The sequence below is a fragment of the Sedimentimonas flavescens genome (genome assembly GCF_019264375.1).
GTDB classification, from domain to species: Bacteria; Pseudomonadota; Alphaproteobacteria; order Rhodobacterales; family Rhodobacteraceae; genus Rhodobacter; species Rhodobacter flavescens.
The window spans coordinates 1-22,432 of record NZ_JAHVAI010000014.1; the positions used below are offsets into that span (position 1 = coordinate 1).

The 22,432-nt window shown below is 61.8% G+C and carries 16 protein-coding genes and 1 pseudogene; 6 read left to right on the plus strand and 11 right to left on the minus strand.

What is annotated here, in order from left to right:
• Nucleotides 1-84: 84 nt before the first annotated feature.
• The gene (locus KTQ37_RS13455) at nucleotides 85-1,524 is read left to right on the plus strand and encodes a winged helix-turn-helix domain-containing tetratricopeptide repeat protein (RefSeq protein ID WP_268921092.1); all 1,440 of its coding nucleotides are present in this window, start codon (nucleotides 85-87) and stop codon (nucleotides 1,522-1,524) included.
• 128 nt (nucleotides 1,525-1,652) lie between these two features.
• Nucleotides 1,653-2,269 (plus strand): annotated as a pseudogene (locus tag KTQ37_RS13460) (IS6 family transposase).
• Nucleotides 2,270-2,453: 184 nt separating this feature from the next.
• Here the strand turns inward: KTQ37_RS13460 and KTQ37_RS13465 are convergent.
• Entirely contained in the window at nucleotides 2,454-2,849 is a 396-nt protein-coding gene (locus KTQ37_RS13465) for a cupin domain-containing protein (protein ID WP_218631041.1), read from the minus strand.
• A gap of 201 nt (nucleotides 2,850-3,050) precedes the next feature.
• On the opposite strand from KTQ37_RS13465, the gene KTQ37_RS13470 reads away from it, so the two are divergent.
• Nucleotides 3,051-4,013, plus strand: coding sequence for a helix-turn-helix transcriptional regulator (locus KTQ37_RS13470; RefSeq protein ID WP_218631042.1), 963 nt, complete (start codon nucleotides 3,051-3,053; stop codon nucleotides 4,011-4,013).
• A 246-nt stretch (nucleotides 4,014-4,259) separates the two neighbouring features.
• On the opposite strand, the gene KTQ37_RS13475 is transcribed toward KTQ37_RS13470, so the two are convergent.
• The gene (locus KTQ37_RS13475) at nucleotides 4,260-5,153 is read right to left on the minus strand and encodes a porin (RefSeq protein WP_218631043.1); all 894 of its coding nucleotides are present in this window, start codon (nucleotides 5,151-5,153) and stop codon (nucleotides 4,260-4,262) included.
• Between the two features lie 623 nt (nucleotides 5,154-5,776).
• On the opposite strand from KTQ37_RS13475, the gene KTQ37_RS13480 reads away from it, so the two are divergent.
• Both KTQ37_RS13480 and KTQ37_RS13485 read left to right on the plus strand, forming a co-directional pair.
• A complete protein-coding gene (locus KTQ37_RS13480) occupies nucleotides 5,777-8,566 on the plus strand; it encodes a bifunctional aconitate hydratase 2/2-methylisocitrate dehydratase (RefSeq protein ID WP_218631044.1) in 2,790 nt (929 codons plus the stop codon).
• 634 nt (nucleotides 8,567-9,200) lie between these two features.
• Nucleotides 9,201-11,369: a SulP family inorganic anion transporter gene (locus KTQ37_RS13485; protein WP_218631045.1), complete on the plus strand. Its 2,169-nt coding sequence runs from the start codon at nucleotides 9,201-9,203 to the stop codon at nucleotides 11,367-11,369.
• A 64-nt stretch (nucleotides 11,370-11,433) separates the two neighbouring features.
• On the opposite strand, the gene pta is transcribed toward KTQ37_RS13485, so the two are convergent.
• From pta to KTQ37_RS13530, 9 genes are all read right to left on the minus strand, one after another.
• On the minus strand, nucleotides 11,434-12,477 hold the full coding sequence (gene pta, locus KTQ37_RS13490) for a phosphate acetyltransferase (protein ID WP_218631046.1): 1,044 nt from the start codon (nucleotides 12,475-12,477) through the stop codon (nucleotides 11,434-11,436).
• Between the two features lie 3 nt (nucleotides 12,478-12,480).
• A complete protein-coding gene (locus tag KTQ37_RS13495; protein ID WP_218631047.1) occupies nucleotides 12,481-13,494 on the minus strand; it encodes a YeiH family protein in 1,014 nt (337 codons plus the stop codon).
• Between the two features lie 102 nt (nucleotides 13,495-13,596).
• A complete protein-coding gene (gene xsc, locus KTQ37_RS13500) occupies nucleotides 13,597-15,378 on the minus strand; it encodes a sulfoacetaldehyde acetyltransferase (RefSeq protein WP_218631048.1) in 1,782 nt (593 codons plus the stop codon).
• Between the two features lie 26 nt (nucleotides 15,379-15,404).
• Nucleotides 15,405-16,802, minus strand: coding sequence for an NAD(P)/FAD-dependent oxidoreductase (locus tag KTQ37_RS13505; RefSeq protein WP_218631049.1), 1,398 nt, complete (start codon nucleotides 16,800-16,802; stop codon nucleotides 15,405-15,407).
• Nucleotides 16,803-16,829: 27 nt separating this feature from the next.
• Nucleotides 16,830-17,219, minus strand: coding sequence for a nuclear transport factor 2 family protein (locus KTQ37_RS13510; RefSeq protein ID WP_218631050.1), 390 nt, complete (start codon nucleotides 17,217-17,219; stop codon nucleotides 16,830-16,832).
• A gap of 17 nt (nucleotides 17,220-17,236) precedes the next feature.
• On the minus strand, nucleotides 17,237-17,728 hold the full coding sequence (locus tag KTQ37_RS13515; RefSeq protein ID WP_218631051.1) for a universal stress protein: 492 nt from the start codon (nucleotides 17,726-17,728) through the stop codon (nucleotides 17,237-17,239).
• 11 nt (nucleotides 17,729-17,739) lie between these two features.
• Nucleotides 17,740-19,080 carry a TRAP transporter large permease gene (locus KTQ37_RS13520; RefSeq protein WP_218631052.1) on the minus strand — a complete coding sequence of 447 codons (1,341 nt, stop codon included), beginning with the start codon at nucleotides 19,078-19,080 and terminating at the stop codon, nucleotides 17,740-17,742.
• On the minus strand, nucleotides 19,080-19,616 hold the full coding sequence (locus KTQ37_RS13525; protein ID WP_218631053.1) for a TRAP transporter small permease: 537 nt from the start codon (nucleotides 19,614-19,616) through the stop codon (nucleotides 19,080-19,082). Before KTQ37_RS13525 ends, KTQ37_RS13520 begins: the two co-directional genes overlap by 1 nt.
• A 54-nt stretch (nucleotides 19,617-19,670) precedes the next feature.
• Nucleotides 19,671-20,675, minus strand: coding sequence for a TRAP transporter substrate-binding protein (locus KTQ37_RS13530; protein WP_218631099.1), 1,005 nt, complete (start codon nucleotides 20,673-20,675; stop codon nucleotides 19,671-19,673).
• A gap of 128 nt (nucleotides 20,676-20,803) precedes the next feature.
• Here KTQ37_RS13530 and pdxR point away from each other — a divergent pair, with 128 nt between their 5' ends.
• A complete protein-coding gene (pdxR, locus tag KTQ37_RS13535; RefSeq protein WP_218631054.1) occupies nucleotides 20,804-22,312 on the plus strand; it encodes a MocR-like pyridoxine biosynthesis transcription factor PdxR in 1,509 nt (502 codons plus the stop codon).
• Nucleotides 22,313-22,432: the final 120 nt, after the last annotated feature.

A 22,432-nucleotide genomic window follows, 5' to 3' on the forward strand; every position in this document is an offset into this window, starting at 1 on the left:
AGATGCTGTCGCCCGTCGAGTTCGAACGGCAGCGGAAACTGAGACCCGAAGGCGTCTAGAAAACGCGGGGCTATTCAGGCGCTACTGACCCTTCTGGTTGCTGAACGCCATCGCGCGGTAACAAAGCAGGACATTTTCCAGGCAATCTGGCCGGGCATATTCGTTACGGACGCCTCGCTTTCGACGCTGGTCCGGCAAATCCGCAGAGTGCTTGGGGATGATGGAGAACGGCAGGCGTTCATCAAGACGGTGCGAGGGCATGGTTTCCGCTTCGTCGCGGAGGTCCGCGAGATACGGTCCGCCCAGGCGGCAGCGCCTGTTGAGGCTCTGACTCCCGCGACCAAGCCGACAATTGCTATCCGGCCTTTTCGGTTGCTCGGCCATAATCCAACCCAGCAGGCGGTGGCCGAAGCCATTCCGGCAGAATTGATCGCCACGCTGTCGCGCCTACGCTGGATCAACGTCATTGCCCGGGGGTCAAGTTTTCGTTTTGGCCCCGGCGATACAGATACTGCCGATATGGCTGTACAACTCGGCGCACAATATGTCGTCTCGGGTTTGGTCGAGTGTCACGCGCAGGGTCTGGCGATATACGCCGAGCTTTCGGACGCGCGCAGCGGGCAGGTGATCTGGTCGGACGGAATTTCGGGAAAAATCGATGACGTCTATGACATGCGCGCCCGTGTGGCCCGCGAACTGGTCATGGCCCTGGAATTACGCTTGCCGATGCACGAGGCCGATAGGCTGGCGCATGTGCCAACGGAAAATCTGGATGCATGGGGGCACTATCATTTGGGCATCCGCCACATGTATCGCTACAACCGCGTCGACAATCAGATTGCGGCGGGACATTTCAGGCAGGCCATCGAACTGGACAAGGGCTTTGCGCGCGCCTATGGCGGGCTGTCTTACACCGAATTCCAAAACGCCTTCCAGCATTTCGGCATGGATGTGGACCACCACCGCCGCCTGACGCTGAACCACGCTGAAGAGGCCCTGAAACTCGATCCTCTCGATCCATTTTGCAACCTGATCTACGGACGCGCCAAGTGGCTTTCCGGGGATGCAGAGGATGGATTGATCTGGGTGGATCGCTCGTTGGAACTGAACCCCAATTATGCGTTCGGCTATTACAATAATGCGACGTTGAACACGGTGCTATGCAACAGCGAATTGGCCGATCAGAACGTAGATCATGCTCTGATACTCAGCCCCCTTGATCCGCATTTGCAGTCGATGTTCGGCACGCGGGCGCTTGCTGCCTGGATCGGCGATGATCTCGCGGCCGCACATCGATATGCCGAGCGCGCGCTGAAATCCCCCAATCCGCATCTTTACGTCTTCATAATTGCGGCCGCTATATATGCCCAACGCGGAGAGGCGCTTAAGGCGCAGGATTGTGTGGATGCAATCCGGGCCAAGCAAGTCCCATTTGGAACCAAGGAATTTCTGACCCACTTTAACCTGCGTCAGGCGGATAAGTTGTCCGAACTGGTTTCCACCTTGGCGGGGCTGGGTATCTGAGTGCCAGTTGGACCTGTCGAAGCAACTTGGGTTGAGGAGGGCAGGGCGGTTTTGTAGCCTTCGCCGATGAAGACGCGATCGCCTTTCCGTTTTTTTGGACGAGCCCTTAAGTCATCCAGCTGGCCGTGATGATGTATATCCGGTTCCCGCTGTCGCTTCGCAATGTCGAGGATTTGCTGCATGAGCGGGGCATCGACATCTGCCATGAGACGGTCCGATCTTGGTGGCATCGGTTCGGCTCGATGTGTGCCTCGGAGATCCGAAACGTCGGATCTAGGGCCTGCGCTCAAGCCATAGGAGGTGGCGCTTGGACGAGATGTTCGTGAAGAGCAACGGTGATCGCCATTACTTGTGGCGGACTGTCGATCACGAAGGCGAGGTGCTTGAGAGTTTTGTGACGAAGCGGCGAGACAAGAGGGTTGCTTTGAAATTCTTGAGGAAATCTCTGACGCGGCACGGCGCAGCCGATGGGTTCGTTACTGACCGCCTGCGCTCCTACGGGGCCGCTCTGGGTGATCTTGGTATCCGTGAGCGTCAGCGGACTGGCCGGTGGATAAATGGCCGCGCGGAGAATTCACGCTTGCCATTCCGAAGGCGGGAGCGGGCGATGCTCCGCTTCAGGCGGATGCGAACGCTCCAGAAGTTCGCCGCCGTTCACGCCTCGGTCGACAACCTCTTCAACGCGAAACGCAGCCTATCAAGCAGGCCTCTCTTCAAGGCCAACCGCGCCGCTGCTCTTGCTTAGTGGTGTGCTTTCTGCACGGCATAAGGGGCAGTGCTGCTGGTCTTGAAGAGACTTGTTCGTGTTTGTCTGCCAGCACCAGCCGCGCCGCAGCTCTTGCCGAGTGGCGCGGCCTCTGCGTGGCATAGGGGACAAAGTAAAGGTCTGCGCGGATACGAGTTCGAACTCGTCTGCCCGCGCCTTCGGATCAATTCGCCGGGGAAGATGTAGGCTTGCCGTCCGGAACCAGGTACGTGGCAATGACCTTGGCGCCATTGGGGCCTGTCTTGGCGTCGTGAACGATCATCGCCGGCACAAGGTAGGACTCGCCCGCGGAAATCTGCCGTGGAGCTTCGCCGTCGACCAAGAGCTCGAAGCCGCCCTCGATCACGTATCCGGATTCAGGCCCGGGATGTGTATGGCGCCCGACATTTACATCCGGGGCCAGTTCGGCAAGACCGATTATGGTCTCGTACGAAGTTTGCGGGACTTCAAAGCGCTGGAGCGGGGTCCTCTTGATGGGCTCCGTCTGTTGTGCCAGCGTCGGACAAGCGGCCGTCAGGATGGCGGCGGAAATGCAGATCAGTCTTTTGGGTCGTTTCATCGGAACCTCCCATAGCTCGTGACCCGTTCAGAGTCGCGTATCCCTTTCGCTTTGTCTTGGGCTGCCACGAAGTGCGGATCGGCTTACAGCGAACTCATCCTGGCCAGGAACGGGCAATCGAAAGCGCAACAGAAATGTCCGACGCTCAGAATCCGATTCGTGATAGAAAGTTACGACCAATTGTGTCGCGGGACAAAAATGATGTCTGGGATCGTCGGCGGCGTATCATTTGATCTTGCAACGCGCGAACTGTCGGCTGTGGCGGGGCTGGAATGCCTTCGCGAGCTGTTTGATACCAAGGTACAATTGACATTTGACGCATCTGCGGATCAACGCGTGGATGCACAGATGACCGTGCACGGGCTCCCCGGGCTTCGGCGCGCTAGGATGACCTCGACGATGGATGTTCATCTAGGTCGGAAACGTCCGATGCTGGCGGACGGTCAAGACGACGTCTGCCTAATCATCGGCACCGGTGGAGAACTGGCCATAGACCAGCGTGCCCGTCGGTCGGTTGCACGGGAAGGTGACGCTGTCTTGCTCGTGTATCGCGAGCCGGCCGAAGTGCATTTTCATTCCATGAACTATCTGTCAGTCCGCGTGCCTTATTCAGCACTGGTGCCACTCACGAAAGATTTGGAAGCGGCTGCGGGTCGATGTGTACCACGCGAGGCTTCCGCGCTTGCGCTGCTGCGAAGCTATGTTTCCGCTTTACCCGCTCATATGGCCGATCTGCGTCTCTCCGGACTTGTCGCAACCCATGTCTACGACCTGATGGCATTAGCGATTGGTTCAAATGCTGACGGCCGCGAGCTTGCCTTGGGGCGCGGCGTGCGTGTCGCCCGGCTGAAGGCTATCGAAGCCGACCTGGCCCGCGATTCCACGCTCTCGCTTGAGGAGATCGCAAGGCGCCAGAACGTAACGCCCCGCTACGTACAGATGCTCTTTGAGGATGCCGGTACAACCTTTACCAGCTATGTGCTCGACATACGGCTAGAGGCGGTTCGCACAATGCTGATAAGCCCACGGTACAAGGACTGGTCCGTCACGAGTATCGCGCTCGAGGCAGGGTTCGGTGACATCTCCTATTTCAATCGGAGGTTCAGGCGTCGTTTTTCGATGACGCCTACGGATCTGCGCAATGCGGCTCAGCAAGTGCGATGATCGCAGAAAAATCCACGTTTCGAAAATGCAGGTTCTACATCCGCCCAGGGACAAAATCCGCCAGAATACGGAAATCTTTGCCCAGACAGCGTAGCCGTTCACCGAGTGCTGGAATCAAAATTCGTTCAGACGGGACAGATCAGACAAACTCGGCATGGCACGGCGCCAACCTCGATTGTTTGCGAAGGGGCGGAATGCAAAAAAAAGGCCACCCGAAGGTGGCCTTTTCGTAGCATGCAAGCAGGATCAGAACTTCCAGCCGAGTGAGACGTCCCAGATGCCGTCAAAGGCATCGTCGCTGTCCAGGTATCCAAGCTGCGCATAGGCACCGTTCCAGAAGGTGTAATCTGCGCCGACGCCATAGATGGTCGTCGAGCCGACATCCAGAACGCTGGCGTTCAGCGCGAGCTGCGGCATCACGTAATATGAGCCCCACGCCATGATGGAGGTGTCGTCGAAATAGCCGTCGTCACCGTTGCTGAGGCCAATGCCCGCTTCGTACAGATCGGTTTTTGCGCCAATTTCGGTGTGGAACAGCGTGCCGTTGTGACCGTCGGCGTCGAAATGCTCGACGCTTGCCGAGGCAAACCAGATGTCGCGGGTGTAGGTCGCGCCAAGTCCGAACACATCAGCGTCCGCGCCATCCGAGAAGTGGTGGTAAGAGGCGCCGACTTTGACCATGCCGAAATCGCCGTCATAGCGCACGCCAAGCGGCGCCTCGTCCGAGGTCAGATAGGCGATATCGACAATGCCGTCGGTAATCAAACCGGTTTCGAAGCCGAAGTAGCGCACGCCTCCGACGTCAGGCATCCGGGTATGATCCTTAAGGACCGAGCGCGGCACACCGACGCTGAACTTGTGATTGCCGACGTGGTAAGTGAGCGCGCCGAACAGGGCGGACTCGGACGTGCCTTCGAAATCAAGGCCGATCAGGCCGAAATCGAGGCCGACACCACCCATGAACGGGGCGACCGAGACGTCGAAGTCACCGATGATGCCCGAAGCGTCATCGCCGTCCGAGGTCAGGTGTTCGTACTCTACATAGCCCTTTGCGGTGACGCCGTCGGGCAGGGATTGTGCGTTGGCGGTGGCGGGGATCGCAAGCGCAGCGAGAACGAGCAGAACGGGTTTCTTGGTCATAGCGAAAACCTCATTTATGAATTACTCACCTATTACGCTAACCCTCTCGGGACGCGGCCGCCAGATTCGACTAATAACAGCAGAGTTTCTGGGCACGCTTGTTGCGCCGCACACACATAAGCGGAACCTGGCCGGGGTGCATTGCTGCGGGTCTTGTCAGACAAACTTGGCTTGAGGCGGGGCAGGGTGCCCGCTCGCCTCAGTCCATGCCAGACTCGATCCTTTCAGCGGTTCAAGGCATCGCCAGAGGTCATGCGGCGCTCCGAAGACGCGGTATACACAAGAGCCAGCAGATTAGCTGGTGGATGTAGAGCCGCGCGGGAATTCACATTTGCTCACCGCGCTGCCGCTCTTGCCAAGTGGCGCGGCTTTCTTGCTGCCTGACATACTGCCAAGGCTGGGAAACTGAGGCGACTTGGCATTCGCCTGACTGCTCCCTCTTGCAGATTGGCGCGATCTCTGCGTGGAATAAGAGGCCGCTCTACTGACCTTGTGGAGGCCGGTTCGAGTTCGTCTGGCAGCCCTTTCCCCGAAGGCTTGCGTTTTTCCGCATAGTCTGTATACAACTGCATACCGAAGCTGCCGCGCTCAGCCGTCATGTCATTCAGCCATTGGGAACGCAGATGACTCTCTATGCACGCTACCTCGAAGAGATCGAAACCCGCAAAGCACAAGGCCTCAGCCCCAAACCGATCGACGACGGCGCACTGACCGCCGAAATCGTCGCGCAGATCCGCGATGCCGCGCATCCGCACCGCGCCGACTCGTTGCAGTATTTCATCTATAACACTCTGCCCGGCACCACCGCTGCCGCGGGTGTGAAGGCGGAGTTCCTGAAAGAGATCGTGCTGGGCCAGGTTGTGGTGCCGGAGATCACGCCTGCCTTCGCGCTGGAATTGCTGTCGCACATGAAGGGCGGGCCCTCGGTGCGCGTTCTACTCGATGTGGCGCTTGGTGCGGACAAGGCGATTGCCGAACAGGCCGCCGCCGTGCTCAAGACCCAGGTCTTCCTCTATGACGCCGATACCGACCGCCTGAAGGCCGCGCATGAGGCGGGCAATGCGATCGCCACCGATATCCTGCAAAGCTATGCCCAGGCCGAGTTCTTCACCAGCCTGCCCGATGTCGAGGACGAAATCGAGATCGTCACCTTCGTCGCGGCCGAGGGCGATATCTCGACCGACCTGCTTTCGCCGGGCAACCAGGCGCACTCGCGCGCCGACCGCGAACTGCACGGGCTGTGCATGTGCGACGAGGCCGCTCAGAAGACGATCCGCGAGCTGAAGATCCAGCATCCCGGCAAGCGCATCATGATGATCGCCGAGAAAGGCACGATGGGTGTGGGTTCGAGCCGGATGTCGGGCGTGAACAATGTCGCGCTCTGGACCGGCAAGCAGGCCAGCCCCTATGTGCCCTTCGTCAACATCGCCCCTGTAGTCGCGGGCACGAACGGCATCTCGCCGATTTTCGCGACCACGGTCGACGTGACCGGCGGGATCGGGGTCAACCTCAAGAACTGGGTCAAGAAGACCGACGAGAATGGCAAGGCGATCCTGAACAACGACGGCAACCCGGTCCTCGAGCAGAAATTCTCGGTCACCACCGGCACCGTGCTCAAGATCGACACGAAGAAGAAGAAGCTGCTGAACGAGGCCGGCGAAGAAGTCGCGGATCTGTCCTCGTCCTTCACGCCCCAGAAGGTCGAGTTCATGAAGGCCGGCGGCTCCTATGCCATCGTCTTCGGCAAGAAGCTGCAGACCGTCGCGGCCGAGATCCTCGGCGTCGAGGCGCCTGCGGTCTTCGCCCCGTCGAAAGAGATCAGCATCCCCGGTCAGGGTCTGACGGCGGTCGAGAAGATCTTCAACGCCAATGCTCGCGGCGTCGCACCCGGCAAGGTGCTGCATGCCGGTTCGGACGTGCGTGTGCGCGTCAATATTGTCGGCTCGCAGGACACCACCGGCCCGATGACCGCGCAGGAACTCGAGGCGATGGCCGCCACCGTGATCTCGCCGCTGGTTGACGGCGCCTATCAGTCGGGCTGCCATACCGCCTCGGTCTGGGACAAGAAGGCGCAGGACAATATTCCGAAGCTGATGTCCTTCATGAACAGCTTTGGCCTTGTCACCGCGCGCGACCCCAAGGGCGAGTATCACGCGATGACCGACGTGATCCACAAGGTGCTCAACGACATCACCGTGGATGACTGGGCGATCATCATCGGCGGCGACAGCCATACGCGTATGTCCAAGGGCGTGGCCTTCGGCGCCGACTCGGGCACCGTGGCGCTCGCGCTGGCCACCGCCGAGGCCGAGATGCCGATCCCGGAATCGGTCAAGGTCACCTTCAAGGGCAAGATGGCCGAGCACATGGACTTCCGCGATGTGGTCCATGCGACTCAGCAGCAGATGCTCAAGCAGTGCGGCGACAACGTCTTCCAGGGCCGCGTGATCGAGGTTCATATCGGTACGCTGCTGGCCGATCAGGCCTTCACCTTCACCGACTGGACCGCCGAGATGAAGGCGAAGGCGGCGATCTGCATCTCGGAAGACGAGACGCTGATCAAGTCGCTGGAACTCGCGAAGTCGCGCATCCAGATCATGATCGACAAGGGCATGGAGCAGCAAAGCGGCATGCTCGCCAAGCTGATCGGGCTTGCCGACAAGCGCATCGCGCAGATCCGCTCGGGCGAGAAGCCGGCGCTGGCGCCCGACGCCAACGCGAAATACTTCGCCGAGGTGGTAGTCGATCTCGACATCATCGACGAGCCGATGATCGCCGACCCCGACGTGAACAACGCCGATGTCTCGAAGCGCTACACCCACGATACGATCCGTCCGATTTCCTACTATGCGGCGGAAAAGAAAGTGGATCTGGGCTTCGTGGGTTCGTGCATGGTGCACAAGGGTGACATCAAGATCGTCGCCCAGATGCTCAAGAACCTTGAGGAACAGACCGGGCGCGTCGAGTTCAAGGCGCCGCTCGTGGTGGCCGCGCCGACCTACAACATCATCGATGAGCTGAAGGCGGAAGGCGACTGGGAGATCCTCGAGAAATACTCGGGCTTCGAGTTTGACGACATGTTCCCGAAAGCCAAGGCACGCACCGAATACGAGAACATCCTGTATCTCGAGCGTCCCGGCTGCAACCTGTGCATGGGCAACCAGGAAAAGGCCGAAAAGGGCGACACGGTGCTGGCCACCTCGACCCGCCTCTTCCAGGGCCGCGTCGTGGCCGACAGCGAGACCAAGAAGGGCGAGTCGCTCCTGGCCTCGACGCCGGTTGTCGTGCTCTCGGCGATCCTCGGGCGTACGCCCACCGTTGAGGAATACAAGGAAGCGGTGAAGGGCATCGACCTGACCAAATTCGCGCCGCCGGTGCAGGCGCCGCTCGACAGCAAGTCGGTCCATTTCTGAGGACTAGTGCTGAACAGAAAGAACGGCCCGCGCACAGCGCGGGCCGTTTTGTTTCATGGGCTTCTGGCAGAGCCAAGCCCCTGGCTGCGTGCGCTCCGCGGTGCCACCATGCTGGTCAGCCCTTTGCAAACCAGACCGTTTGAAGCGCGAGTTCCCCTGTCTGATCGCGGACGCGCGAAGACTGATGCTGGCCCCGTCCCAAAGCTTGCGTTCGGCCAGACTGCGAGAGGGGCTCCCCCGAAAGACGGGCCTGCCGTGTGAAATCTTACCCGGGCGATTGGCTGGTTTTTCCGCCCTGGCGGCAGCACGATCCTGAATCCTGAGCGCTTGTCGAGGGGCTCGCTGACGCGGATCGGTCGTCGTTCCAGGCGGGTTTCCGATCTGCCGGACCACAGGTTTTCGACGTGCTCGGGCGTGCCGGGCGCAAAGCAAAGCCCCGCCTGGGGCGATCATCCGGGCGGCTGGCCCGCTGCGTGCAGGCGATCGCTGGCATGGCCCGCAGACCCGGAGTCAGACGCTTGCTGACTTTTACGAGCAGGCTGAAAAACCAAGGGTGCCGGGTCTAAGTGCTTCCCAAGCATGGCCATATCGGGCAAGCCTAGTGATTGTGGGGGAAAAGTGTGAAGGCGGCCTGATGACGGCAGGATTGAAAAAGGTCACTCAGCCAGGTGCGCTGCTTGCCGTCGCCGTCGCGATGAGCGTCATCGCGATCTTGACGGTTTCCTTCGCGATTGCCTTCGCCTCCATCATCTATACCGGACCGTTGGCGGCCTACGCCCATCAGGGGATCGGTCTTGCACTACTGGGCGGGATATTGCTTCCCATCGTTGCGGCGCTGCTTAGTTCCTATCGCGGTATCGTCTCGCATCTGCAGGAGGTGCCCGCGGTTCTGCTGTCGATATCTGCGGCGTCGATCATGGCCAAAGCATCCTCCCCGGATATCGGCTTTGCTTCGGTCGTTACCTTCATCGGTTTCACGTCGATCATTACCGGCCTGGTCATCTATCTTGCCGGTTCCCTGAAGCTGGGGTTTGTCGCCCGCTTCATACCTTATTCCGTGATTGCGGGTTTCCTTGCCGCGACCGGGCTTTTGCTGGTCCTTGGCGCGCTGGCCATGATCACCAAGCAGGAGGTCTCCGTCGTCCATCTCGCGCGGATCTTTGGCCCGGGGATGCCCGCAACCTGGTTGCCGTGGATGGGCTTTGGCCTCGGCGCGGTAGCTCTGACCCGGCTGATCAAACACTCGCTGGTATTGCCGGGGATCATCGTGCTGGCGGCCAGCGCCTTCTACCTCGTTCTGTTTATTCGCGGCGTCAGTATTGAGCAGGCCGGGCAGATGGGTTTGCTGATCGGACCTTTTGAAGGTGCCGATCTGCTTGAGGGGCTGTCACCGACATTGGCGCTCGAAGCCGACTGGAATGCCATTCTCGCGCAGATGCCAACGATCTTTGCTGTGGCCTCGATGGCGTTACTGGGGCTGTTGCTGAATGTCAGCGGAATCGAAATCTCCATCGGGCGAGAGCTGAACCCGGAGCGGGAGCTTAAAGCGCTCGGCGTGGGGAATGTGCTGACCGGGCTTACTGGTGGATCGATCAGTTACCATCTGCTTGGGGAAACCACCCTGGCGAACAAGATGGGCGTAACCGGCTTGGCCGCGCCCTTTGCAGTCGCCATTAGCAGCGCCTCCGTCCTGTTCTTCGGTGCTTCGCTTATCGGAAATCTTCCGGTCGGACTCATGGGCGGGATTGTTGCCTATCTGGGGTTTGATTTTCTGTACGAGTGGGTCTGGAAGAAACGCGAGAAGCTTCCGGCGGCCGACAGGGTGGTCATCCTTCTGATCGTCGCTATTGCGGGTTCTGTCGGCTTCCTGACAGCCTTCAGCGTGGGGTTGATCCTGGCCACCGTCCTCTTTGTCGTCTCCTATGCCGGGATCGATATCGTTCGCCTGCGCTCCACCGGTGCTGTGCGAAGATCCTCGGTTGAACGCGGTGCCGAAGACCTGGCGCGTCTGGAAGTAGAGGCGGCGGATGTCGTCATTTACGAACTCGCAGGGTTTCTCTTTTTCGGAACAGCAAACGGGCTCTACGAGCGTATCAACAACGAGATCCATTGCGGGGCGCCCCCGAGACACGTGATCCTGGACTTTCGCGGGGTTAAGGGACTCGATACCTCCGCCAGCTTTGCCTTGACCCGTATCGCCGCTTTGCTTGATCGATCTGGGCTTGAACTGACGCTGACCGGCTTGAGCCCGAAGGTGAAAGCCGATGTCTTGCGCCCAAGCGATTTTCCTGACCGCGTCACGATCATGGGCACGCTCGATGATGCCTTGATGCAGATCGAGGCGGGCATTCTGTCTGACGTCGTTCCCGAAGGGAGCCCCGAAGAGATCCTCAATGCGCTCTCGGAGCGTTATCCGTCGTTTGATTTCTCGACCTTCGCCAGTGTGGTGTCGCTGGCTCCGGGCGAGACGCTGTTTGTTCAGGGGGCCGCGTCGAATGAAGTCTTTCGGCTGGTCTCTGGCGTTCTGAGGGCGGAAGCGACTTCCGGCGACGGCCAGCCGCTTCTCATCGCGCGCTTTCTGCCCGGAGCGATCATCGGCGAGATTGCATATTATGCCGACATACCGCGTACCGCTTCGATGCGTGCGGATACCAAGGCAGTCGCCCTGCGTTTCGATCTTGATCGCATTGCGGATACGCCAGACGGTCTCCGGCTAGCGAACGAATTCCATCGAGAGGCCGCGCGCCACCTTGCTCTTCGTCTCAATCGAATGACGCTATTGCTGCGGCAAGCGGGGATCTGATGACACGCCATTGCAGAGCATGGGCACGCGGCGGGGTATTCAGCGAACACCCCGCCTTTCGAGCTTAGTAGTAACGCGCGCAGCCCAATCCGTAGACCCCCTTTGCCTGCGGATGCATCTGGGACTGGACCGCCGTGATCGCGATTGCGCTGACGACATCTTCGACCGAACAGCCGCGCGAAAGATCGTTGGCCGGATGGGCAAGACCCTGAAGGACCGGGCCGATGGCCTGCAATCCGCCAAGCCTTTGGGCGATCTTGTAGCCGATGTTGCCCGACGCGAGATCGGGGAAGATGAACACGTTAGGCCGACCGGCAAGACGGCTGCCGGGGGCCTTGCGCGCTCTGATTTCCACATCCAGCGCAGCGTCGAACTGGATTTCACCGTCGATATTCAGATCCGGCTCCTCCTCGCGCACAATCGCAAGCGCCTGGCGGATACGGTCGATGCTCTCGTGGCTTGCCGATCCGGCGGTTGAGAAGGACAGCATCGCGACCTGCGGTTCGACCTTGAGCAACTGGCGGCAGCTTTGGGCGGCGGCGCGGGCAATCGCGGCCAGTTGGCGCGCGTCGGGCGACACGACGAGGCCGCAATCGGAAAAGATCATGCCGCCCTTGAAGGGTGCGGTATCGGCGCAGGCCATCATCAGAAAGAAGCTTGAGACGACGCTGTTGCCGGGCGCGCAGCCAATGGATTGCAGTGCGACCCGAACCGTTTCGGCAGTGGTTGCGACGGCGCCACCGACTGTGCCGTCGGCATGGCCCAAGCGCACGCGCAGCGCAGCCTGCAACATCGGATCGGCGACCGCGCGTCGGGCCTCGTCCAATGTCGTTCCCTTGTGGGCGCGCAGGGCGTGCCACGATTGGGCCAAGGCCTCGTAGTCGGCGCAGGTTCGAGGGTCTTCCACCTCAATCTCGCCCGGCGCCGCGCCAAGCTCGCGCAGGCCGCTCTCGATTGCGGCGACATCGCCCAGTAGAACGGGGCTGGCGATCTCAAGGCGCCGGGCGCGCAGCGCGGCGGCCTGAATGCGCGGGTCTTCGCCTTCGGGCAAAATGATGATGCGGTTATCCGTTCGGGCGGCCGCGTAGATATCGTCCAGAACTTTCATGTCTTACCCCAGGAAACGAAGGCCGATCAGGACGAATGCCCCGATGAACACGGTTTGCGCGACGATGGTCGCAATCGCTCCGGTGCCGACAGAAAGCACCTTGGCAAGCGATGTCTTGACGCCGACGGCGGCGATGGCAGTCAGCAGGGCCCAACGCGAGACCACGTTGGCGGCTTCCGCGACAACGGAGGGGATCAGCCCGAAGGAGTTCAGCGCGGCAAGTGTCAGGAAACCGAGCACGAAGCCGGGCAGGATCGGGGGGCGTTTGCCCTCGGTCCCGTTATGTGCGCCGCTGGCCCGGATGATGAGCGACGCCCCCAGAACGACGGGTGCAAGCATGGAGACGCGGATCAGCTTGACCAGCGTGGCGGTCTCGCCGGTTTCGGGGCCGATTGAGAAGCCGGCGCCGACAACCTGTGCAACATCGTGGATCGTACCGCCAAGGAACACGCCACCCGCGCGCGCATCGAAACCGAGCTGTGCGGAGAGCATCGGATAAAGGACCATGGCGATGGTGGACAGGACGGTCACCGAAAGGACCGTGAAGCTCAGGTCGCGCTCGGCCCGGTCGTGGCGCGGAAGGATGGCCGCGATTGCCATGGCCGCCGACGCTCCGCAGATAGCAACCGAGCCTGCGGTCAGAAGCGAGAAGCGCCAGTCGCGCCCGGTAATCTTGCCAAGGATAAAGCCAAAGGCGATCGTGGCCAGAACACCGCCGACCACCAGCGTGATCAACTGCGGCCCCAGTTGCGCCAGCATCTCGACAGAGATACGCGCGCCAAGAAGTGCCACGCCGAACCGAAGCACCGTGCGCGCCGTCATGGCGATGCCGGGGGCCGTGGCGCTGCCGTCTTCGGCCAGAAAGTTCAGCGCAAGCCCCAGTAGCAGCGCCATCAGCATCGCCGGCGCGCCGTAGTGCTCGGACAGGAACTGGGCGGTCACCGCGATCAGCAGGGCGACGACAAAACCGGGGAAATGGCTGCGCATGGCAGCCTGAGAAGCCAGCAGGGCGGTCATGGAAGATCCAATCTGGTCAAGACGGGGTGTTGCCCGGCCCCGGGGTAGGGTGGAGGGGGGCCGGGCAGGTTCTGGGGGCGGATGGGCGCCGCCCCCAGTGGCTCAGAGTGCGCCTTTCTGCGCACGCATATCCGCGGGGTCGATGCCCGCCACGACGACCGGCTTCTTCATCGCGTCGCGACGGAAGGGCTCGCCGAGTTCCTGGTTCAGGAGAACCTCGATGAAGGTGGTCTCTTTCGAGGCCATCTGACGATCGACCGCCTTGCGCAGCTCCTCGGTCAATTCCTCGGTCGAGCGCACCTGCACGCCATGTGCCCCGCAGGCCCGCGCGATCCCGGCATAGGTGGTGTCGCGGTCCAGTTCGGTGCCGACGAAGTTGTTGGCATACCACAGCGTGGTGTTGCGCTTTTCCGCACCCCACTGGTAGTTGCGGAAGATCACCATGGTGATCGCCGGCCAGTCGTCGCGACCGCAGGCGGTCATCTCGTTCATCGAGATCCCGAACGCGCCGTCACCCGCAAAACCGATGACCGGGACATCCGGGCAGCCGATCTTCGCGCCAAGGATCGACGGGAAGCCGTAACCGCAGGGGCCAAAGAGGCCGGGCGCAAGGTATTTGCGGCCCTTATCGAACGCCGGGTAGGCGTTGCCGATGGCGCAGTTGTTGCCGATATCCGACGAGATGATCGCATCCTCGGGGATAGCAGCCTGAATCGCGCGCCATGCCTGACGCGGGCTCATCAGATCGGCGTCACGGGTGCGGGCGTCCTCGTTCCAGACGGTGCCCGGATCGTCCTGCTCATGGTCGAGCGAGGTCAGTTCCTGCGCCCAACGCGACTTGGTCTGCGAGATCAGCTCACGGCGCTCCTTGCGGCCCTCGTCGCCTGCGGTGCCCGACAGTTGCGCGAGAATTCCGCGCGCCACCTTGGCCGCGTCGCCCTCGATCCCCACGGAGACCTTCTTGGTCAGGCCGATGCGGTCGGCGTTGATATCGACCTGGATGATCTTGGCCTCTTTCGGCCAGTAGTCGATGCCATAGCCCGGCAGGGTCGAGAACGGGTTGAGGCGCGTGCCCAGTGCCAGAACCACATCGGCCTTGGCGATCAGCTCCATCGCGGCCTTCGAGCCGTTGTAGCCGAGCGGACCAACCGCCAGACGGTGCGAGCCGGGGAAGCTGTCGTTGTGCTGGTAGTTCGAGCACACCGGCGCGTCCAGACGCTCGGCCAGGTTCGCGAGATCGGCGATTGCTCCCGACAGCACCACGCCCGCGCCCGACAGGATCACCGGGAAGCGCGCCTCGGACAGCAGGCGAGCGGCTTCGGCCACGGCCTCTTCGCCACCGGCGGGGCGCTCGAACTTCACGATCTGCGGCAGATCGACGTCGATCACCTGGGTCCACATGTCGCGCGGGATGTTGATCTGCGCCGGGGCCGAGCCGCGCAGCGCCTTCAGGATCACGCGGTTCAGCACCTCGGGGATACGCGAGGCATCACGCACCTCTTCCTGGTAGCAGACGCTGTCGGTGAACAGGCGCATCTGCTCCATCTCCTGGAAGCCGCCCTGGCCGATGGTCTTGTTGGCGGCCTGCGGGGTCACCAGCAGCATCGGCGTGTGGTTCCAGTAGGCGGTTTTCACCGCGGTCACGAAACCGGTCACGCCGGGGCCGTTCTGCGCGATGGCCATCGCCATCTTGCCGGTGGCGCGGATGTAGCCATCGCACATCAGCCCGCCATTGGTTTCATGGGCGCAATCCCAGAACTTGATCCCGGCCTTGGGGAACAGGTCCGAGACCGGCATCATGGCCGAGCCGATGATGCCGAAAGCCTGATCGATGCCATGCATCTGGAGGACTTTGATGAAGGCCTCTTCAGTGGTCATTTTCATGTGTGTTTCTCCTTGTTCACGCGGGTTCAGCCGCGCTCGTCCTGAAAGTGGTAGAGTTTGTAGAGGCCCCACTGGCCAAGGCGCCGGAACGGCGTCTTCCAGCCTTCGTGCGGCAATTCGCTGCGAAAGATCGGCAGTTTGGGAATGTCGGCGGCGCGGCCCGCGACCAGTTGCGCCATGCGCCGCCCGGCTTGTGCGGAATACATCACCCCGTTCCCGCCGTAGCCCATCGCGTAATAGGCATTCGGCACATCGGGCATCGCGGTGATGCGCGGCATCATGTCGTGGCTGACATCGACCCAACCCCACCAGCTGTAATCCAGCGGGATACCGCGCAGCGCGGGGAACTTGCGCGCCAACCCCTCGCGCAGGGCGGCGAGGTGCGCGGGATTATCCGCGTCACGCCCGGTGATCGCCGCGCGCGAGCCGATCTGTACCCGGTTATCGGGCAGCAGCCGGTAGTAGTGGCGCAGCGTCCGCGTATCGGTCAGCGGCGAGGTCACCTTGAAATCGCAGTCCGACAGTTCCGACGCCGTCAGAACCCGCGTGGTGATCGAGTTCGACATGATCGGCATGATCCGGTCGCGCAGCCGACGATGCAGCCCGCGCGGCGCATAGCCCGCCGTTGCGACGGCGACGGCGCGGGCGCGAACGATGCCACCCGGCGTGCGCAGATGGTGCACGCCGTTCTTCGTCTCCCATCCCTCGACGGGGCTGTCGACATGCACCTTGGCGCCGAGTTCCCGTGCGATCCGCAGATAGCCGAAGGCCAGCTTGGCGGCATGAATGCCAGTGCCGTCGGGCTCCCACATTGCGCCATGGGCTTCCATGTCCTTGACGGCGGTCTCGTGCAGCTCCTCTCGGCTCAGCATGCGCGTGCCATAGCCGAAGGTTTCGCGCAGAAGCGCGGCCTCTTTTGCCAGCTTGGGCATCATCCAGGCCTTATGGGCGATGTAGTAATGCCCGCCATCCTGGGGTTCGCACTCGATCGCGTGGTCACGGATCAGGCCACGGAAGAGATCGAAGGCTTCCGTCACCTCGGCGTGCAGCCCCTTGGCGACATCGAGGCCCCAACGCTCGATCCACTGCGAGCGCTTGAGCCGCCCCGACGAGATCTGCGCCTGCCCGCCGTTACGGGTCGAGCAGCCATAGGCCACGCCGTTGGCCTCAAGCACATGGGCCTTGATGCCGAATTCCTTGGCCAGATGGATGGCGCAGCTCAGCCCGGTATAGCCCGAGCCGATGACGACGACATCGACGTCCATGTCCTGGGTGACCGGGCCGTCATCGGCGGGCGGTGTGCCGGCCGTTCCTATCCAGTAGGTCGGCGCATAGGCGCTGCCATGGCCGATCGAGCGGTCGGTTACCGGATCGTAGCTTGGGTTGTAGGGCGCGCTGGCCCGCCGTTGGGTGAAGGCATTCATTGCCGTGGTTCCTGCGCTGGAGGGGGATTACTTCGGGTCGAGCACGGGCCGCTGCTTGCGGAAGGCTTGTTTCATCACCAGCTGGCCGTCGCGGATGGTGAACAGATCGACGCCCTTGGCCTCGATCCGCCGCCCTTCGGCGTCGGTGCCGCGGAAGGTCCATTCCGACACGCCGCGATCGCCGCAGACGAAGTGATGATGATCCGCCCATTCGGCATCCGGCATGGCGGTCCAGACGCCGACAAAGGCCTTGGCGATGGCATCGCGGCCAACGATGCGCGCGCCGAATTCTTCGGGGCCGGCAACGGTGGTGAACTCGCAGTCATCCGCAAAGTGGGTCATCACGGCGTCGATGTCGTGGCGGTTGAAGGCGTCGAAGGTCGCCCGCAGGTCTGCTGCGGTGAGGGTCTTGGTCATGGTCTTGTCCTTGTGGTTCAGTCTTCTGCGTAGGGCACGATCAGGGTCGGGATGCGCGAGCGGCGCAGGACCCGTTTGGCGACCGTGCCAAGGAAAGTGTGGGAAATGCCGTGGGCATGACTGCCCATCAGGATCATGTCGGCGGGCAGGGTTACGGCGCGCTTCAGGATGGCCTCGGCGGCGAAACCCTCGATCACCTCGATTTCGTCGACCCGGTCGCGCAGCGCCTTCTCATCCGAGGGCATCTGGGCCCAGAACGCCTCCTGCCGTTCGTTCAGCAGGTCGCGGGCGTTCTCGAAGCGGCGGTTCAGGGCCTGCTCGCGCGCCAGCGGATCGTTGATGAAGAACTGCAAGGTGACGCGCGCATCCTCGCTCATCGGTTCGACCACGTGCAGGATATGCAGCCGCGCATCGAGCGCCTTTGCCAGGCAAACCGCGTAGCGAAAGGCATAGACCGAGGTGTTCGACAGGTCAGTCGCGTAGAGGATCGTCTTGATTTCTTTCAGCATTCTATCCTCCCTCAGTAACCGACGACGCGCGGTAGCCAGAGTGCGATTTGCGGGAAACAGGCGATGATGTAGATCGCGACGGCCCCGGTGATGGCGAAGGGCAGCGCCCGTAGCGAGATCTCTTCCATCGACACGTTCGAGATGCCCGAGGCGATGAACAGGTTCTCTCCCAGAGGCGGGGTCTGGAACCCGATCGAGAGCGTGCAGATCATCACGATGCCGAAGTGAACCGGGTCGACCCCCATCTGATAGGCGACCGGCAGCATCACCGGCACGAGGATCATGATCGCGGCCAGCGTCTCCATGAACATGCCCACGATCAGCAGCAGAGCGATGACGAGGATCCAGATCACGTAGAGGCTGTCGGTCAGCGACAACATGCCCTTGGCGATGACGGCAGGCACACCGTTCTCGACCAGGATGCGGCCGAAGATGGTGGCGGTGAACAGCACCAGCAGCACCCGCCCGGCAAGCCAGGTCGTCGTTTCTAGCGCGGCGACCATCTGGCGCAGGGTCAGCTCGCGGTAGATCACCACACCCACGAAGAGCGTGTAGAAGATCGCCACGATTGCCGCCTCGGTCGGGGTGAACATCCCGGTGTAGATCCCGCCAAGGATGACCACCGGAGCCATGATCGCCCAGAAACCCTTGTAGATCGCATGCGCAATCTTGGAGATCGACAGCGGCTCGGCCGACCCGCGATAGCCGGCGGCGCGGCAGCGGATGTAGTTGTTGGCCAGCAGCATCCCCGCCATCAGGCAGCCGGGGAAGAAGCCCGCGATGAAGAGTTTCGAGATCGAGACACTCTGGAAGGTGCCGAACTTCTCGACGGCTTCGACCGGCGGCTGAAGGCCCATGGCCGAGATGCCGAAGATGACCATCGGGATCGAGGGCGGAATGATGATGCCAAGACCGCCTGAGGCCGCCGTCACCGAGGCCGCATAGCCCCGCGCATATCCGGCCCGCGCCATTGCCGGGATCATCAGCATCCCCACGGCGGCGGTCGTCGCCGGGCCGGAACCCGAGATCGCGCCGAAGAACAGGCAGGCCAGCACCGTCGCGGCCGAGATGCCGCCCGTGAAAGGCCCGGCCATGGTTTCTGCCACCGCGATCAGGCGCCGCGACAGGCCCGCGGCTTCCATCAACGCCCCCGCAAGGATGAACGAGGGCAGTGCCATCAGCGGGAAGGAGCCAACCGACGACCACGCGATTTGCACCATCTTGATCGGGTTGTCGCCCAGATACCACATCGCGGCCAGCGCCGAGACACCCAGTGCCACGGTGATCGGCGCGCCGACCACCATCAGGAAGGCAAAGGTGCCGAAGAGAATTTCTACCAGGTAGCCGTCCATTACGCGCGACCTCCCTCGGGGGTGTCGCCCATACCGTCGATCTCGACCTTGTCGGGATCGCGCGGGTCCTTGCCGAGCACCAGTTTCATGTAATTCACCTGCAGGATGCGCAGCGTCATCAGCGCGAAGGCAATCGGCAGAACGATGTAGACCCACCGCATCTGCCACCCCAGGGTCTGGGCCTTCACGAAAGGCTTGAGCAACGAGATGAACGTGATCGACTGCCAGATGAACACGGCATTGAAGCCAATCCAGAACAGGTCGCCGAAAGCCTCGATCAGGCGCGCGCGGCGGCGGTCCATGCGATTGAGGTGGAACGAGATCCGGTTATGCGCCGCCATCCGGGCTGCGTAGCTTGCGCCGAAATAGGCAAACCAGACGAAGAGGATGACCGACAGTTCCTCGATCCAGGTGATCGAGCTGCCAAACACCTGCCGCGAGACGATCTGCACGAAGAGCAGGCCGACGAATACCGCCAGCAGCGCTTGGCATATGTAGCTCTCGAGCTTGTCGAGATGACGCAAGAACGAAGTCATGTGAGCACCTGCTTGGGGACAAGGTCGGGGCCGACAGGGCCGGCCCCGTGCCGATCACTCGACCGTCGAACGGCCCAGGGCGGTCAGAACGCCGTTCAGCACCTCTTTGCCGCCGATCGTGTCGTAGAACTTCGGCCAGACTTTTGCGGTGGCGAGGTCGATGAACTCCTGCTCGCCATCGGCCGGGTCAGAGATCTCCATCCCGCGGGCGGCAAGCTCGGACTTGATCTTGGCTTCCTCGGCGCGCAGGAACGCCCCCGAGGCCAGCGTCGCCTCGTGGCCCGCGTCCAGAACCTGCTGCTGCTCTTCGGCAGAAAGCGACTGGAACAGGCTTTCCGAGACGATCAGCGGCTCGATCGAGAAGATGTAGCGGATGTTGGTGACATACTTCTGCACCTCGTCGAACTTCATCGCGTAAACGGTCATGTAGGGGTTGTCCTGACCGTCCACGACCTTCTGCTGAAGCGCGGCGAAGGTTTCACCCCAGGCCATCGGCGTCGGATTGATGCCCCAGGACTTGTAGGTCTCGATCATGATCTCGTTCTTGGGCACGCGGATCACGAGGTCCTGCAGGTCGGCGACCGTGGTCACCGGGTGCTTCGAGTTCGTCAGGACGCGAAAGCCCGAATAGGCCCAGCCGATGATGCGCACGCCAGCGTCCTCGACGGTCTTGTCAACCATCTGCCGGCCGATCTCGCCCTGGGTGATGTTTTCGGCATCTTCCAGCGACAGGATCACATAGGGCAGCGTCAGCGTGCCGACCGAGGGCGAGAAGGGCGTGATGTTGTTGATCGCGAGGATCGAGAAATCGAGCGTTCCGGTCGCGGCGGCGGAAACCGTGTCCTGCTCGTCGCCAAGTTGGCCGTTCAGGAACAGCTTCGCGGTATGGGCGCCGCCCGTCTTGGCCTCGAGCGCTTCAACGAAGGCAAGGCCAAGCGCTTCCTGGGTGCCGCCCGCGCCATCGCCTACCGCCACGCGAAATTCCTTTGCGGATACAGGCAGTGCGGTGGTTGCCAGCAATGCGGCAACCATGGCGCCCGAGAGCGCCTTGAACGTCATTTTCATTGTATTTCTCCCTGAGTGCGGCCGATTCTTCCCAACGGCCTTGCGACACATTGTCACCACGTCATGACTGGGGTTATATCCAGATACGACTACTCTTAGGTCCAGAACGGAGTCCTGCCGCCATGAGCGAGAATCTTGTTGGTCGGCTCTCGTCCGAAATGTTCTTCATTGATCGGCAGGATCGGCGCAGCCTGCAGATGCAGCTCACGACATCGATCGTTACCACGATCCTTGAGGCGCGCGCCCAACCCGGCACCCGTATGCCGTCAACCCGGCAACTGGCCGAGCATCTGGGCGTATCGCGCCTGACGGTGACGCTTGTGTATCAAGATCTCGTCGCGCAGGGGTATCTCGACAGTCTCCCGAGATCCGGGTTCGCGGTATCGCAAAAGGTTCCGCATCGGCGCATTGGGCGCGAGGATGCGCTGAGCTTTTCTCAGCCCGTGGACTGGGGGCGCTGGCTCAAACAGGATCTGACGGCCAGGCGGCGCATCGCAAAGCCGCTGAACTGGCGCAGCTATCCCTATCCGTTTCTCTACGGTCAGGCCGACCCGACGCTGTTCGATCACGCCGCCTGGCGGGACTGTGCGCGCCGGGCCCTTGGCGCGCGCGAGTTTACCGACCTTGCCGATGAACGGATGGCCGTGGACGACCCGATTCTGGTAGACTTCATCTGTCGCAACACCCTGCCGCGACGGGGCATCCGCGCCCGACCCGAAGAGGTGCTGATAACGCTTGGCGCGCAGAACGGGATCTGGCTGGCGGTTCAGCTTCTTGCCCGCAAGGACCGGGTGGCGGTGATGGAGGATCCGGGCTTCCCCGATTTCGCGGCGACGTTTCAATTTGCGGAAATGCAGATCCAGTATGTTCCCTGCACCGCCGAAGGGCTGGAACCCGCGAGTTTGCCCCCCGACACGGGGCTTGTCGCGGTCACACCGAGCCACTCGATCCCGACCGGTACGACGATGCCGCTCCAGAAGCGCCGAGAGCTTTTGACGCTGGCGGACAAGCATGACTTCCTGATCATCGAGGATGACTACGAATTCGAGATGAGTTTCCTTGAACCTCCGTCTCCGGCGCTCAAGTCGCTCGATGGCGGGGGCAGGGTGATCTATATCGGCAGCTTCTCAAAGGCGCTCTTTCCGGGGCTGCGTATCGGCTATGTCGTGGGGCCGGAGCGGTTCATCGAACAGGCACGCGCTCTGCGCGCGATGATGCTGCGCCACGCCCCGGGGCATATGCAACGAGTGACCGGGTATTTCTTGGCCCTTGGACATTACGATGCACATATCGTGCGTCTGCGTGAAACTTTTCGCCGCCGCCGCGAAGTGCTTACCGACGCCTTGGAGAAAACCGAGTTTCGTATCGCTGGCGCCGCCCGGCACGGAGGATCAAGCCTTTGGATCGAAGCGCCGGGGGGTGTCGACTCAGCGGAATTCGCGGCCCGGCTGGCCAATCGAGGTGTGCTCATCGAGCATGGCAGACCGTTCTTCTCGAACCCGCCCGACCCATGCCCGTTCTTTCGCGTCGGCTTTTCGTCGATCTCGGAAGAGAAGATCGAGGCGGGAATCAAGATCATGCACCAGACCCTCGCGAGCGATCTGGCAGATGCGCCTGCGGGTGCAGGCTAAGGAATGCTTGCCGACCTTGGTGGGTGCCGAGAGAGCCCACTGTTCCGTGAAGGAGAACTCTTTCGCGATGCAGCGCACCGGTGGGATCAAGCAGTTTCGACGCGCGCACTATCTTGCGAA

What these genes read in the sequence shown, in the direction of transcription:
- KTQ37_RS13520 (WP_218631052.1), bottom strand. Translation starts at nt 19,080, where the DNA reads ATGGACGGCTACCTGGTAGAAATTCTCTTCGGCACCTTTGCCTTCCTG.
- KTQ37_RS13495 (WP_218631047.1), bottom strand. Translation starts at nt 13,494, where the DNA reads ATGACCGCCCTGCTGGCTTCTCAGGCTGCCATGCGCAGCCATTTCCCC.
- KTQ37_RS13505 (WP_218631049.1), bottom strand. Translation starts at nt 16,802, where the DNA reads ATGAATGCCTTCACCCAACGGCGGGCCAGCGCGCCCTACAACCCAAGC.
- KTQ37_RS13485 (WP_218631045.1), top strand. Translation starts at nt 9,201, where the DNA reads ATGACGGCAGGATTGAAAAAGGTCACTCAGCCAGGTGCGCTGCTTGCC.
- pdxR (WP_218631054.1), top strand. Translation starts at nt 20,804, where the DNA reads ATGAGCGAGAATCTTGTTGGTCGGCTCTCGTCCGAAATGTTCTTCATT.
- KTQ37_RS13510 (WP_218631050.1), bottom strand. Translation starts at nt 17,219, where the DNA reads ATGACCAAGACCCTCACCGCAGCAGACCTGCGGGCGACCTTCGACGCC.
- KTQ37_RS13475 (WP_218631043.1), bottom strand. Translation starts at nt 5,153, where the DNA reads ATGACCAAGAAACCCGTTCTGCTCGTTCTCGCTGCGCTTGCGATCCCC.
- KTQ37_RS13530 (WP_218631099.1), bottom strand. Translation starts at nt 20,675, where the DNA reads ATGACGTTCAAGGCGCTCTCGGGCGCCATGGTTGCCGCATTGCTGGCA.
- KTQ37_RS13470 (WP_218631042.1), top strand. Translation starts at nt 3,051, where the DNA reads ATGTCTGGGATCGTCGGCGGCGTATCATTTGATCTTGCAACGCGCGAA.
- KTQ37_RS13480 (WP_218631044.1), top strand. Translation starts at nt 5,777, where the DNA reads ATGACTCTCTATGCACGCTACCTCGAAGAGATCGAAACCCGCAAAGCA.
- KTQ37_RS13515 (WP_218631051.1), bottom strand. Translation starts at nt 17,728, where the DNA reads ATGCTGAAAGAAATCAAGACGATCCTCTACGCGACTGACCTGTCGAAC.
- xsc (WP_218631048.1), bottom strand. Translation starts at nt 15,378, where the DNA reads ATGAAAATGACCACTGAAGAGGCCTTCATCAAAGTCCTCCAGATGCAT.
- KTQ37_RS13465 (WP_218631041.1), bottom strand. Translation starts at nt 2,849, where the DNA reads ATGAAACGACCCAAAAGACTGATCTGCATTTCCGCCGCCATCCTGACG.
- pta (WP_218631046.1), bottom strand. Translation starts at nt 12,477, where the DNA reads ATGAAAGTTCTGGACGATATCTACGCGGCCGCCCGAACGGATAACCGC.
- KTQ37_RS13525 (WP_218631053.1), bottom strand. Translation starts at nt 19,616, where the DNA reads ATGACTTCGTTCTTGCGTCATCTCGACAAGCTCGAGAGCTACATATGC.